General features: G+C 56.1%; 14 protein-coding genes. 11 read left to right on the top strand and 3 right to left on the bottom strand.

Annotation, left to right across the window (positions count from 1 at the left end; all coding sequences use genetic code 11):
- Window positions 1-7: 7 nt before the first annotated feature.
- Both degQ and zapG read right to left on the bottom strand, forming a co-directional pair.
- On the bottom strand, window positions 8-1,375 hold the full coding sequence (degQ, locus tag AC007G_RS04650) for a serine endoprotease DegQ (protein WP_032690549.1): 1,368 nt from the start codon (window positions 1,373-1,375) through the stop codon (window positions 8-10).
- A 173-nt stretch (window positions 1,376-1,548) separates the two neighbouring features.
- On the bottom strand, window positions 1,549-1,947 hold the full coding sequence (zapG, locus tag AC007G_RS04655; RefSeq protein WP_004868227.1) for a Z-ring associated protein ZapG: 399 nt from the start codon (window positions 1,945-1,947) through the stop codon (window positions 1,549-1,551).
- A gap of 190 nt (window positions 1,948-2,137) precedes the next feature.
- Between zapG and zapE the strand changes: the two genes are divergently transcribed.
- The 11 genes from zapE to nanQ all read left to right on the top strand — a co-directional run bounded on the left by zapE (window position 2,138) and on the right by nanQ (window position 11,521).
- Entirely contained in the window at window positions 2,138-3,265 is a 1,128-nt protein-coding gene (gene zapE, locus AC007G_RS04660) for a cell division protein ZapE (RefSeq protein WP_032690550.1), read from the top strand.
- 290 nt (window positions 3,266-3,555) lie between these two features.
- Window positions 3,556-3,984 carry a 50S ribosomal protein L13 gene (gene rplM / locus AC007G_RS04665; protein ID WP_004868222.1) on the top strand — a complete coding sequence of 143 codons (429 nt, stop codon included), beginning with the start codon at window positions 3,556-3,558 and terminating at the stop codon, window positions 3,982-3,984.
- Between the two features lie 15 nt (window positions 3,985-3,999).
- Window positions 4,000-4,392: a 30S ribosomal protein S9 gene (rpsI, locus tag AC007G_RS04670; protein WP_003025138.1), complete on the top strand. Its 393-nt coding sequence runs from the start codon at window positions 4,000-4,002 to the stop codon at window positions 4,390-4,392.
- Between the two features lie 314 nt (window positions 4,393-4,706).
- A complete protein-coding gene (gene sspA, locus AC007G_RS04675; RefSeq protein WP_004868218.1) occupies window positions 4,707-5,345 on the top strand; it encodes a stringent starvation protein SspA in 639 nt (212 codons plus the stop codon).
- A 3-nt stretch (window positions 5,346-5,348) separates the two neighbouring features.
- Window positions 5,349-5,846, top strand: coding sequence for a ClpXP protease specificity-enhancing factor (gene sspB / locus AC007G_RS04680; RefSeq protein WP_032690551.1), 498 nt, complete (start codon window positions 5,349-5,351; stop codon window positions 5,844-5,846).
- Window positions 5,847-5,966: 120 nt separating this feature from the next.
- Window positions 5,967-6,758, top strand: a complete 792-nt coding sequence (gene nanR / locus AC007G_RS04685) for a transcriptional regulator NanR (protein ID WP_015585646.1) — start codon at window positions 5,967-5,969, stop codon at window positions 6,756-6,758.
- Window positions 6,759-6,898: 140 nt separating this feature from the next.
- Window positions 6,899-7,801: an N-acetylneuraminate lyase gene (nanA, locus tag AC007G_RS04690; protein ID WP_032690552.1), complete on the top strand. Its 903-nt coding sequence runs from the start codon at window positions 6,899-6,901 to the stop codon at window positions 7,799-7,801.
- A gap of 160 nt (window positions 7,802-7,961) precedes the next feature.
- Window positions 7,962-9,449 (top strand): MFS transporter, encoded by a 1,488-nt coding sequence (locus AC007G_RS04695; protein WP_032698721.1) that lies wholly within the window; start codon window positions 7,962-7,964, stop codon window positions 9,447-9,449.
- Window positions 9,450-9,498: 49 nt separating this feature from the next.
- Complete coding sequence (locus AC007G_RS04700; RefSeq protein ID WP_032690554.1) at window positions 9,499-10,188, top strand: N-acetylmannosamine-6-phosphate 2-epimerase; 690 nt, start codon at window positions 9,499-9,501, stop codon at window positions 10,186-10,188.
- On the top strand, window positions 10,185-11,060 hold the full coding sequence (gene nanK / locus AC007G_RS04705) for an N-acetylmannosamine kinase (RefSeq protein ID WP_099001529.1): 876 nt from the start codon (window positions 10,185-10,187) through the stop codon (window positions 11,058-11,060). The genes AC007G_RS04700 and nanK overlap by 4 nt, the downstream gene beginning before the upstream one ends.
- Window positions 11,057-11,521, top strand: coding sequence for an N-acetylneuraminate anomerase (gene nanQ, locus AC007G_RS04710; RefSeq protein ID WP_032690556.1), 465 nt, complete (start codon window positions 11,057-11,059; stop codon window positions 11,519-11,521). The genes nanK and nanQ overlap by 4 nt, the downstream gene beginning before the upstream one ends.
- Before the next feature lie 73 nt (window positions 11,522-11,594).
- Here the strand turns inward: nanQ and AC007G_RS04715 are convergent, their stop codons facing one another.
- A complete protein-coding gene (locus tag AC007G_RS04715; RefSeq protein WP_032697430.1) occupies window positions 11,595-13,013 on the bottom strand; it encodes a glutamate synthase small subunit in 1,419 nt (472 codons plus the stop codon).
- Window positions 13,014-13,021: the final 8 nt, after the last annotated feature.

Here is a 13,021-nt window from a genome sequence, read left to right on the forward strand (position 1 = left end):
ATGCGTGTTATCGCAGCAGCAGATAGATGCTTTCGTTACCGCGAATGACGTTCAGGGCGATGACCGCCGGCTTGCTCTCCAGCACTTTACGTAGTTCGGCAATAGAGCGCACGCGCTCGCGGTTCAGGCCGATAATAATATCGTCCTTGTGCAGGCCAACCTGCGCCGCCGGGCTTCCTTTATCGACGTTGTCGACGGCGACGCCTTTAGTGCCGTCTTTCATCTGACCGTCGCTCAGCGATGCCCCCTGAAGCGCAGGGATGATGAGATCGGCGCTGGCGGTAGACGAGGTGCTCTTATCCAGAGTGACTTCGACATCCAGCGGTTTCCCGTCGCGCAGCAGGCCCAGCTTCACTTTGGTGCCCGGCTCGGTCGTGGCAATTCGCGAACGCAGCTCGGCAAAGCTGCTCAGCGGTTTACCGTTCATGCTGACAATCACGTCGCCGGACTTAATCCCGGCTTTCGCCGAACCTGAATTCGGTAAGACTTCGCTGACGAAGGCCCCGCGCTGAGCGTCGATATTCATCGCTTTAGCAATATCCGCGCTCATTTCCATGCCCTTAATTCCCAGCAGGCCGCGTTTGATTTCGCCAAACTGGATCAGCTGTTGAGCGAGGGTTTGCGCCATATTACTCGGAATGGCAAAGCCAATGCCGACGCTGCCGCCGCCTGGCGCCAGAATCGCGGTGTTGATACCAATCAACTCGCCGTTCAGGTTCAGCAGCGCGCCGCCGGAATTACCTCGGTTAATAGAGGCATCGGTCTGGATAAAGTTCTCCAGCCCTTCAAGGTTCAGACCGCTGCGACCGAGTGCGGAAATAATGCCGGATGTGGCGGTCTGCCCGAGGCCAAATGGATTACCGACGGCCACGGCGAAATCGCCAACGCGAAGTTTATCGGAATCGGCGATCGCGATTTGCGTCAGATGGCTGGGGTTTTGTAATTGCAGCAGGGCGATATCGCTCTGATCGTCGCTGCCGACCAGCTTCGCATCAAATTCGCGCCCATCGTTGAGCTGAACACTGATTTTCTGTGCCTGGCTGATCACGTGATTATTAGTTAATACATAGCCTTTGGCGGCATCGATGATTACCCCGGAGCCCAGGCCTTCAAAAGGCTGAGCCTGCTCCTGCGGCGCATTGTCGCCAAAGAACTTTTTCAACTCTTCCGGCATGTTTTGCGTGGGGGCGGCGGTCCCTTCAACCTGGACGCTCACGACCGCGGGCAGCACTTTTTCCAGCATCGGCGCAAGGCTTGGCAAAGCCCCCTGACCGGGTACCTGCGTGGGTAACGATGCCGTCGCCGTAGGTAAAACCGACAACGATAACCCGATGCTTAACGCTAACGCACTCAACAGCAAAGTCTGTTTCTTCATTAGTTGCTGGCTCTCGTAACCTGAGGTGTATGGAAAAACGTCCCGAATGGCCTGATGTTATTGAATTTTCAACCGGCTAACAATGCGGTCAATGATTAAATAATAGCTGGGATGTGGGGTTGAGGCGGGCGCAGGGAGTGCGCCCGGATAATATTTTTGCTGGCAGGGATAAATCAGTCGCGTTTTGCACCACCGCGCAGCAGGCCGGATGCGCCTTCAGAATAATCGCGCGGCATCTGGACCGGTGCCTGATCGTTGCCGGCTTCTGATTCCGCCAGACGATTGCGGAACGGGTTTGCGTCCGCCATGGTATCCGGCAGCAGACTGCTGGAGCTTTTTGCCATGTGCTGATACAGCTGGCGATAATCATCGGCCATGTTATCCAGCAGTTCAGCGCTGCGGGCAAAATGACTGACCAGCTCTTCACGATACTCTTCAAGCTCTGTTTTATTCTTTTCCAGTTCGAACTGCAGCGCCTGTTGTTGACGTAATTTGCGGTTGCCAAAACGCATGGCGACGGCACCGATGATGATACCGACAACTAGCCCAATTAGCGCATATTCCCAGGTCATGTACATCTCCCGTTGTTTTGTGGTTCCGTAGGGTGGCTGTAAGGCTCTCCGCCTGCGCCCGATAGTGCCACTATAACCGCTAATTCCACAGAAGTGGAATCCTGGCGTATCATCGCGTAGTGTAGAACGGCCTTTTTTTCGTCAATCGTGAGCTTCAGCATTACGGTTTTCAAGGAATAACAATTAGATCATGCAAAGCCTGTCCCCAACATCGCGTTACCTTTTAGCTCTCAAAGAGGGCAGCCATCAACCTGACGACGTCCAGCAAGAAGCGGTAAGCCGCCTCGATACTATCTATCATGAACTGCAGAATAAACCCGTTCCGGCGCCGCAAAGCAGCGGCCTGCGGGCAAAATTCGGCAAGCTGCTGGGTAAGCGTGAACCTGCCGTCGAGACGGCTGCCGTACGTGGCCTCTATATGTGGGGGGGCGTCGGGCGAGGGAAAACCTGGCTGATGGACCTTTTTTATCATAGCCTGCCTGGCGATCGTAAGCAGCGCCTGCACTTCCATCGCTTCATGCTGCGCGTCCATGAAGAGCTGGTGGCCCTGCAGGGGCACAGCGACCCGCTGGAAATCCTCGCCGACCGCTTCAAGGCGGAAACCGACGTTCTCTGTTTCGATGAGTTTTTTGTCTCCGATATTACTGACGCCATGCTGCTGGGCGGCCTGATGAAAGCCCTGTTCGCACGTGGCATCACGCTGGTGGCCACCTCGAACATCCCGCCAGATGAGCTCTATCGCAACGGCCTGCAGCGCGCCCGCTTCCTGCCCGCGATCGATGCGATTAAACAGCATTGCGACATTATGAATGTGGACGCGGGCATTGATTACCGCCTGCGCACGCTGACGCAGGCCCACCTTTGGCTGTCGCCGCTCGATGCGCAGACACAGCAGCAGATGGATAAACTATGGCTGGCATTAGCGGGTGCGAAACGCGAGCAGACGCCGACGCTGGAAATTAACCATCGACCGCTCCCGACATTAGGCGTCGAAAACCAGACGCTGGCGGCCTCGTTTGCCACATTGTGCGTGGACGCGCGCAGCCAGCACGATTACATCGCGCTTTCGCGCCTGTTCCATACCGTCATGTTATTTGATGTACCGGTGATGACGACGCAGCTGGAGAGCGAAGCCCGGCGGTTTATCGCCCTGGTGGACGAGTTCTACGAGCGGCACGTTAAGCTGGTTGTCAGCGCCGCGGTGCCGCTGTATGACATTTATCAGGGAGAGCGACTGAAGTTTGAGTTTCAGCGCTGCTTATCGCGCCTGCAGGAAATGCAAAGCGAAGAGTATTTGAAACGCCCGCATATGCCTTAACTGGCGGGCTTTCCCCCGCGCATCCTGTTGCCAGGACGCAAGGATATCGCACGGCAACGCGCCGCCGAAAAAAGCAGGTGCAAATCACATAAAGGGGTCGATCTTTGGCCCCGACTTCTCTATAATCTTGCGACCCCACGTTACAAGAAGGTTTTTTTCCCAAAACTTTCTATAGTGCCGGCATAGGCTATTCGAAGGGGTAGGTTTGCTGGACAATGTCGTGTGAACCTCAACTGACTAAACGTTTGGGTGTTCACCAACGTGTAACTTATTATTTGGGTAAGCTTTTAATGAAAACTTTTACAGCTAAACCAGAAACCGTAAAGCGCGACTGGTATGTTGTTGACGCGACCGGTAAAACTCTGGGCCGTCTGGCTTCTGAACTGGCTCGTCGCCTGCGCGGTAAGCACAAAGCGGAATACACTCCGCACGTCGATACTGGTGATTACATCATCGTTCTGAACGCAGAAAAAGTTGCTGTAACCGGCAACAAGCGCGAAGACAAAATGTATTACCATCACACCGGCCACATCGGTGGTATCAAAGAAGCGACCTTTGAAGAGATGATTGCTCGCCGTCCTGAGCGTGTGATTGAAATCGCGGTTAAAGGCATGTTGCCAAAAGGCCCGCTGGGTCGTGCTATGTACCGTAAACTGAAAGTTTACGCGGGTAACGAGCACAACCACGCGGCACAGCAACCGCAAGTTCTTGACATCTAATCGGGATTATAGGCAATGGCTGAAAATCAATATTACGGCACTGGTCGCCGCAAAAGTTCCGCAGCTCGCGTTTTCATCAAACCAGGCAGCGGCAAAATCGTTATCAACCAGCGTTCTCTGGAACAGTACTTCGGTCGTGAAACTGCCCGCATGGTAGTTCGTCAGCCGCTGGAACTGGTCGATATGGTTGAGAAACTGGATCTGTACATCACCGTTAAAGGTGGTGGTATCTCTGGTCAGGCTGGTGCGATCCGTCACGGTATCACCCGCGCTCTGATGGAGTATGATGAGTCCCTGCGTGGCGAACTGCGTAAAGCTGGCTTCGTTACCCGTGATGCTCGTCAGGTTGAACGTAAGAAAGTCGGTCTGCGTAAAGCACGTCGTCGTCCTCAGTTCTCCAAACGTTAATTGTTTTCTGCTTATGCAGAACAATTTGCGAAAAAACCCGCTTCGGCGGGTTTTTTTATGCATAAACCTGCGGTTATCCACAAGGAAATCGCCTGTTCTTACCACTTTTTCAGCATTTCCAGAATCCCCTCACCACAATGCCTTCAAGATCTGGTAAACTATCATCCAATTTTCTGCCCAAATGCTGGTGATTGTTCATTTTTTGTTTTTTAGGCATAAACAATAATGGCTTCACGCGAATGGGGTTTTTACATCTGGCTGGCCACGCGTGGCTGGTAGCAGTACAAAAATTCTGAATATACCTGGAGGTTTTCATGGCTGTCGCTGCCAACAAACGTTCGGTAATGACGCTGTTTTCTGGTCCTACTGACATCTATAGCCACCAAGTCCGCATCGTGCTGGCAGAAAAAGGTGTTAGTTTTGAGATAGAGCACGTGGAGAAGGACAACCCACCTCAGGATCTGATTGACCTCAACCCGAATCAAAGCGTACCTACGCTGGTGGATCGTGAGCTCACTCTGTGGGAATCCCGCATCATTATGGAATATCTGGATGAGCGTTTCCCGCATCCACCGTTAATGCCGGTCTATCCGGTAGCGCGTGGAGAAAGTCGTCTGTACATGCAGCGTATCGAGAAAGACTGGTATTCGTTGATGAACACCATTCAGACCGGTACCGCCGCGCAAGCGGATACCGCACGTAAACAGCTGCGTGAAGAGCTGCAGGCGATCGCGCCTGTCTTCACTCAGAAACCTTACTTCCTGAGCGATGAGTTCAGCCTGGTTGATTGCTATCTGGCGCCGCTGCTGTGGCGTTTGCCGGTTCTCGGTGTTGAAGTTATTGGTGCCGGCGCGAAAGAGCTCAAGGGCTATATGACTCGCGTCTTTGAACGTGATTCCTTCCTCGCTTCTTTAACTGAAGCCGAGCGTGAAATGCGTCTCGGTCGGGGCTAACCGATGGATGTATCGCAGCTAACGCCGCGTCGCCCGTACCTACTGCGGGCGTTCTATGAGTGGCTGCTGGATAACCAGCTGACTCCACACCTGGTTGTGGATGTGACACTGCCAAACGTACAGGTTCCGATGGAGTATGCGCGCGACGGGCAAATCGTTCTGAATATTGCTCCGCGCGCCGTGGGTAATCTGGAACTGGCTAATGACGAAGTACGCTTCAACGCGCGCTTCGGCGGTGTCCCGCGTAACGTTTCCGTGCCTATGGCTGCCGTACTGGCTATCTATGCTCGTGAAAACGGCGCGGGTACCATGTTCGAGCCTGAAGCGGCTTACGATGAAGAGGTCAGCACTCTGAATGATGACGATGCATCGGTAAGCAATGAAAGCGAGACGGTCATGTCGGTGATCGACGGCGATAAGCCGGATCATCATGATGATGACCCGGATGATACGCCGCCGCCGCCGCGCGGTGGGCGTCCGGCGCTGCGCGTCGTGAAATAATCCAGCAGGTCGTGGATTTCATATTGCAGGCCCTTCGGGGCCTGTTCTGTTATCTACGCCGCCAGCATGGCATTCTTGTGTTAAGATGGTTCGGTCGTCACTTGCTGTCACACATCACACATGGTCCCTATGAGCGCATTTGATCCTCAGACAGAAGAAGCATCCACCCCCATCGGTAACAGCCTGCACCGCCGCCCTCTGGCGCGCAAAAAGCTGTCGGAGATGGTAGAAGAAGAGCTCGAGAATATGATTCGCCGCCGTGAGTTTGCCGAAGGCGAGCAGCTACCTTCTGAACGTGAGCTGATGACTTTTTTCAACGTCGGGCGACCTTCTGTGCGCGAAGCTCTGGCCGCGTTAAAGCGTAAAGGACTGGTGCAGATTAACAACGGTGAACGCGCCCGCGTCTCCCGGCCTTCTGCCGACACCATCATTGGCGAACTTTCGGGGATGGCGAAGGATTTTCTCTCTCACCCCGGTGGGATCGCGCATTTTGAACAGCTGCGTCTGTTTTTCGAGTCCAGCCTGGTCCGCTATGCAGCGGAGCACGCCAGCGACGAGCAGGTTGCAAAGCTGGAGCAGGCGCTGAAGATCAACAGCCAGTCGCTGGATGATAACGCGCTGTTTATCCGTTCAGACGTTGAATTTCACCGCGTGCTGGCGGAAATTCCCGGTAATCCTATCTTCCTGGCTATCCATGTCGCCCTGCTGGACTGGCTCATCGCCGCACGCCCTACCGTCCCGGAGCACGAGCTTCACGAACATAATAACGTAAGCTATCAACAACATATCGACATCGTTGATGCGATCCGCCGCCATGATCCTGATGAGGCCGATCGCGCCCTGCAGACCCACCTCAATAGCGTTTCCGCCACCTGGCACGCCTTCGGCCAGAAAAAACAATCACGTAAGTAACAAGACCGATCGTCTGGATCCTCGTTTAGTGAAGCCGATCGCATAATAAGCGTTCCCTATGAGGTCGTCGCGCAATTCGTCTGGTATAACAGGTATAAAGGTACACAGTTAATCATAACAAATAGCATACGAGGTGAGATATGGCGGTTAATTTACGTGGAGTCATGGCAGCGCTGCTTACGCCGTTTGACGGGGAACAAAAGCTGGATAAAGAGAGTCTGCGCCGGCTGGTACGTTTCAATTTGAGTCAGGGAATCGACGGGTTGTACGTTGGCGGTTCGACCGGTGAAGCTTTTGTGCAAAGTAGTGCAGAACGTCAGCAAGTGCTGGAGATCGTAGCGGAAGAAGCGAAGGGAAAAATGACGCTGATTGCCCATGTTGGCTGCGTCAGCACGCTGGAGAGCCAGCGACTGGCTGAAGCTGCGGAGAGCTATGGCTATGATGCCGTGTCCGCCGTCACGCCGTTCTACTATCCCTTCAGCTTTGAAGAGCACTGCGCCCACTACCAGGCCATTATTGATTCAGCCAATGGCTTACCGATGGTGGTCTACAACATCCCGGCACTGAGCGGCGTGAAGCTCTCCCTGGATCAGATCAATACGCTGGTGAGGCTGCCGGGCGTGGGGGCATTGAAGCAGACCTCAGGCGATCTTTACCAGATGGAGCAGATCCGCCGGGCGCATCCGGATCTGGTGCTTTACAACGGCTATGACGAGATTTTTGCTTCTGGCTTGCTGGCCGGCGCCGATGGCGGGATCGGTAGCACCTATAACATTATGGGCTGGCGCTATCAGGGGATCGTGAAAGCGCTGCGGGCGGGCGATATAGCGGAAGCGCAAAGGCTGCAGTGTGAATGCAACAAGGCGATCGATCTGCTGATTAAAACCGGCGTATTCCGGGGGCTGAAAACCGTGCTGCACTACATGGATGTGGTCGCTGAACCGCTATGTCGCAAACCGTTCGCTCCGGTTGCTGAGCAGTTCTTGCCGGAGCTGAAAGCGCTGGCGCAACAGCTGCAGCAGGAGAAAGCGCGGCTGGCTTGAGGTTAGCGGTTTCCCCGCCGCATTGTGCGAGCGGGGATATTCCCGGATGGAGGCGCTATGCGCCCGGTCCGGGTCACAACACGGTCTATATCGGGTGCGGTGATAGCGACATCTGGTATGGCAAACCAAGCGTGGGTCTGACCCATCGCGGGAGAGTAAAATGATCGCAACGACCGAGAACATCCCGTGGTATCGCCATCTCAACCGGGCGCAGTGGCGGGCTTTCTCCGCCGCCTGGCTGGGATATTTGCTTGATGGTTTTGATTTTGTCCTGATTGCCCTGGTGTTGACAGAAATCCAGGCTGACTTTGGTCTGACAACCGTAGAGGCGGCGAGTCTGATCTCAGCCGCCTTCATTTCTCGCTGGTTTGGCGGCCTGATGCTGGGCGCAATGGGCGATCGTTACGGACGGCGGCTGGCCATGGTCACCAGTATTATTCTCTTTTCCGTCGGCACGCTGGCCTGCGGCTTTGCCACTGGTTTTACCACCCTGTTTATCGCCCGTCTGGTGATTGGCATGGGGATGGCGGGGGAATATGGATCCAGTGCGACCTATGTCATTGAAAGCTGGCCAAAGCAGCTGCGTAACAAGGCCAGTGGTTTTCTGATCTCCGGCTTTTCCGTTGGGGCGGTGATTGCCGCGCAAATCTACAGCCTGGTGGTACCGGTCTGGGGATGGCGTGCGCTCTTTTTCATTGGCATCGTGCCGATTATTTTTGCGCTGTGGCTGCGGAAAAACATCCCGGAAGCCGAAGACTGGAAAGAGAAGCATCAGGGTAAGGCGCCGGTGCGGACCATGGTGGATATCCTCTACTGCGGTAAACACCGGGCGATCAATATTTTCCTGACCATTGTGGCGGCGACGGCGCTGTGGTTCTGTTTCGCCGGCGAGCTCAACAATGCCGGAATCGTGGTCGCACTGGGGCTGCTCTGCACCACGATCTTTATCAGCTTTATGGTGCAAAGCAGCGGTAAACGCTGGCCAACGGGCGTGACGCTGATGGTAGTCGTCCTGTTCGCCTTTCTCTATTCATGGCCTATCCAGGCGCTTTTGCCCACCTATCTTAAAACGGAGCTCGCTTACGATCATACGACCGTGGCGAAGGTGCTGTTCTTCAGCGGTTTTGGTGCGGCGGTCGGCTGTTGCGTCGGCGGTTTTCTCGGTGACTGGCTGGGAACGCGCAAAGCCTATGTCTGTAGCCTGCTGGCTTCCCAGCTGTTGATTATTCCCGTCTTTGCTATCGGCGGCACCAACGTGTGGGTGTTGGGACTGTTACTGTTCTTCCAGCAGATGCTTGGGCAGGGGATCTCCGGGATCTTGCCTAAATTGATCGGCGGCTATTTCGATACCGATCAGCGTGCTGCGGGCCTGGGTTTTACCTATAACGTCGGGGCCTTAGGTGGGGCGATCGCGCCGATTCTCGGTGCGCTGATCGCGCAGCGGATGGATCTGGGCACGACGCTGGGATCGCTCTCTTTCGGCCTGACCTTTGTGGTGATCCTGCTTATCGGACTGGATATGCCCTCGCGTGTTCAGCGCTGGATCCGCCCGGAAGCGGTGCGAACTCACGATGCGATTGATGGCAGGCCCCTGAGCGGCGCAGTGCCGTTCGGTGCCGGTAAAAGTGAATTAATGAAAACCAGGTAATCTGCGCCCGGCCCTCGGGCCGGGCATTGAGCATACTCAGGGAGTTATTATGTCTTTGCTTGAACAACTGGATAACCGCATCCACGCCAGCGGCGGGTTAATTGTCTCCTGTCAGCCGGTCCCCGGTAGCCCGCTGGATACGCCGGCGATTGTCGCGGCGATGGCGCTGGCGGCCGAACAGGCCGGGGCGGTGGCATTGCGTATCGAAGGCGTTGAGAATCTGCGTGCGACCCGCGCAAGGGTGACCGTACCCATTATCGGTATTCTCAAACGTGACCTCGATGATTCGCCGGTACGCATTACCCCATTTTTAGAGGATGTTGATGCTCTGGCGCAGGCGGGGGCGGATATTATTGCTTTCGATGGTACCCGTCGGCCGCGCCCGGTGGCGGTGGAAGCCCTGCTGGCCCGTATCCATCAGCAGCACAAGCTGGCAATGGCCGACTGTTCATCCGTGGCAGATGGGGTGTTCTGTCAGCAGCTCGGTACGGAAATTATCGGCACCACCCTGTCGGGGTATACCACGGCGCACACGCCGGAAGAGCCTGATTTGGCGCTGGTACAGGCGCTACACGCAGCGGGCTGTCGGGTGATTGCCGAAGGGCGCTACAACACGCCAGCGCAGGCGGCAGAGGCCATGCGTCACGGCGCCTGGGCGGTGACCGTAGGCTCCGCCATTACGCGGCTGGAACACATTTGCGAGTGGTACAATACGGCGCTGAAAAAGGCGGTGCAATGACGACGCTGGCGATTGATATTGGCGGCACCAAGCTAGCCGCCGCACTGATAGACAGCCGATTGACCCTCCTGGAGCGACGTGAAGTCCCCACGCCAGCCAGTCAGACGCCGGCGGCATTAGCTGCCGCGCTGGCGGCGCTGGTGGCCCCTCTCTCGGCGCGCGCGGATCGTTTTGCTATCGCCTCCACCGGCATCATTCGGGACGGCATTCTGACGGCCATCAATCCAGAAAATCTGGGAGGACTGGCGCATTTTCCCCTGCAGGCGTGTTTATCCGACCTCACGGCGTTGCCCGGTATTGCCCTCAATGATGCTCAGGCCGCAGCATGGGCGGAATATCATGCGCTGCCGGAGAAAGTCAGCGAGATGCTCTTTTTGACCGTTTCAACCGGCGTTGGCGGGGGGATCGTCAGCCAGGGCAGGCTGCTGACCGGTCGCGGAGGTCTGGCCGGTCATTGTGGCCATACGCTGGCGGATCCTGATGGACCACTCTGCGGCTGCGGCCGGAAAGGCTGTGTCGAGGCTATCGCTTCCGGGCGCGGCATCGCGGCGGCGGCCGGCGGTGAGCTCAGCGGGCTGGATGCAAAAGCGATATTTGCTCTGGCGAGCGAGGGACACCCGCAGGCGGAGATATTGATTCAGCGATCGGCACGTACGCTGGCCCGACTGATTGCTGACCTGAAGGCCGTTACGGACTGCGCCTGCGTTGTGATCGGCGGCAGTATCGGTCTTGCAGGCGGCTACCTGCCGCGGGTTGAGAAGTACTTGTCACAAGAACCTGCGGTCTATCATGTTCCACTGCGGGAAGCTTACTATCGGCATGATGCGGGCCTGTTAGGGGCGGCATTATGGGCACAGGGAGGAAAGATATGATTCTGGGTCATCTACGGCAGCCTTCGCATGCCGGTCTTCCGGCGGTTCTGGTCCGGGCTATCGCCCTGGCGCAGGCCCACGATCTGCACACTATCGCCCCCGGGCGCTATGAGCTGCAGGGCGACAATGTATTGATGAACGTCATGCAGTTTCATAGCGGTGTGCCGGAAGAGAAAAAAGCCGAACTGCATAGCCAGTTTATCGATATCCAGATTTTACTGGCGGGGGAAGAACGGATCTTTTATGGCGTGGCGGGGTCGGCCTGTGAGTGCGAAGAAGCGCATCCTGACGAGGATTATCAGCTTTGTCGTCGGATACGCGGGGAACAGGTACTGACATTGCATCCGGATATGTTTGCGGTTTTCATGCCCGATGAACCACACAAACCCGGTTGCCAGGTCGGGGACAGCGCCGGGATTAAAAAAGTGGTCATTAAGGTCCGAGCCGCTCTGCTGGCATGATAAAAAAGCCCGCGGGCTTGCGCCAGCGGGCTCTGTCAGAGACCCGGACAGACAGTTTATCCGGGTTTATTGATTACACTTCCAGGTAGTTCAGAATCCCGTCAGCCGCTTTACGACCTTCGGCAATCGCCGTCACCACCAGATCGGAACCGCGCACGATATCGCCGCCGGCAAAGATTTTCGGGTTACTGGTCTGGAATGCGTTTTCATGGCCTTCCGGCGCAATAATACGGCCCTGAGAATCCAGCTCAACGTCGTGCTTCGCCAGCCACTCCATGCTGTGCGGGCGGAAACCAAACGCCATCACCACCGCATCTGCCGGGACCACGTGCTCGGAGCCTGCGACGATCTCCGCACGACGACGCCCCTTGGCATCCGGCTGGCCCATCTCGGTACGCGCCATTTTCACGCCGCACACTTTGCCGTTAGCATTCACTTCTACGCCCAGAGGCTGAACGTTGAACTGGAACTCGACGCCCTCTTCACGCGCGTTTTTCACTTCGCGTTTGGAGCCCGGCATGTTTTCTTCGTCGCGACGGTAGGCGCAAATAACGTGAGTCGCGCCCTGACGTACGGAAGTACGCACGCAGTCCATCGCGGTGTCGCCACCGCCGAGAACCACCACGCGTTTGCCTTCCATATTGACGTAAGGCTCGCTTGCCGTTTCGCCAAAGCCCATGGTCTGCTTGGTGTTGGCAATCAGGAACGGCAGCGCATCAAAGACACCATTCGCGTCTTCGTTTTCCAGCCCGCCACGCATGGACTGATAGGTCCCCACGCCGAGGAACACGGCGTCGTAATCTTTCAGCAGATCGTCAAGCTGAACGTCACGGCCCACTTCGATATTGAGTTTGAACTCAATCCCCATGCCGGTGAAAATTTCACGGCGGCGGGTCATCACCTCTTTTTCCAGCTTAAACGCCGGGATACCGAAGGTCAGCAGGCCTCCGATTTCCGGATGGCGATCGAATACCACGGCTTTGACGCCGTTGCGGGTCAGGACGTCTGCGCAGGCCAGTCCTGCCGGACCAGCACCGACGATCGCCACCGTTTTACCGGTTGGTTTCACGCCGGAGAGGTCCGGGCGCCAGCCCATCTCGAACGCTTTATCGTTGATATAGCGTTCGATGTTGCCGATAGTCACCGCGCCGAACTCGTCGTTCAGCGTACAGGAGCCTTCGCACAGACGGTCCTGCGGGCAGACGCGCCCGCAGACTTCCGGCAGGGTGTTGGTCTGATGCGACAGTTCTGCCGCTTCAAAAATACGCCCCTCATTGGCCAGCTTCAGCCAGTTCGGGATGTAGTTATGGACCGGACATTTCCATTCGCAGTACGGGTTGCCGCAGGACAGGCAGCGGTCTGCCTGGGCTTTGGCCTGGCCTTCTGAAAACGGCTCGTAAATTTCTACAAATTCAATTTTACGGATCTTCAGCGGTTTCTTTGGCGGATCAACGCGCTGTAAGTCGATAAACTGGTATACGTTCTGGCTCATCTGAATTC

This window comes from Klebsiella sp. CSG-1 (assembly GCF_056521145.1).

Bases quoted from the DNA above. Each gene is read 5' to 3' on its own strand.
- zapG (WP_004868227.1), bottom strand. From the start codon at position 1,947: ATGACCTGGGAATATGCGCTAATTGGGCTAGTTGTCGGTATCATCATC.
- nanK (WP_099001529.1), top strand. From the start codon at position 10,185: ATGACGACGCTGGCGATTGATATTGGCGGCACCAAGCTAGCCGCCGCA.
- rplM (WP_004868222.1), top strand. From the start codon at position 3,556: ATGAAAACTTTTACAGCTAAACCAGAAACCGTAAAGCGCGACTGGTAT.
- AC007G_RS04695 (WP_032698721.1), top strand. From the start codon at position 7,962: ATGATCGCAACGACCGAGAACATCCCGTGGTATCGCCATCTCAACCGG.
- zapE (WP_032690550.1), top strand. From the start codon at position 2,138: ATGCAAAGCCTGTCCCCAACATCGCGTTACCTTTTAGCTCTCAAAGAG.
- nanA (WP_032690552.1), top strand. From the start codon at position 6,899: ATGGCGGTTAATTTACGTGGAGTCATGGCAGCGCTGCTTACGCCGTTT.
- nanQ (WP_032690556.1), top strand. From the start codon at position 11,057: ATGATTCTGGGTCATCTACGGCAGCCTTCGCATGCCGGTCTTCCGGCG.
- AC007G_RS04715 (WP_032697430.1), bottom strand. From the start codon at position 13,013: ATGAGCCAGAACGTATACCAGTTTATCGACTTACAGCGCGTTGATCCG.
- nanR (WP_015585646.1), top strand. From the start codon at position 5,967: ATGGTCCCTATGAGCGCATTTGATCCTCAGACAGAAGAAGCATCCACC.
- sspA (WP_004868218.1), top strand. From the start codon at position 4,707: ATGGCTGTCGCTGCCAACAAACGTTCGGTAATGACGCTGTTTTCTGGT.
- degQ (WP_032690549.1), bottom strand. From the start codon at position 1,375: ATGAAGAAACAGACTTTGCTGTTGAGTGCGTTAGCGTTAAGCATCGGG.
- rpsI (WP_003025138.1), top strand. From the start codon at position 4,000: ATGGCTGAAAATCAATATTACGGCACTGGTCGCCGCAAAAGTTCCGCA.
- AC007G_RS04700 (WP_032690554.1), top strand. From the start codon at position 9,499: ATGTCTTTGCTTGAACAACTGGATAACCGCATCCACGCCAGCGGCGGG.
- sspB (WP_032690551.1), top strand. From the start codon at position 5,349: ATGGATGTATCGCAGCTAACGCCGCGTCGCCCGTACCTACTGCGGGCG.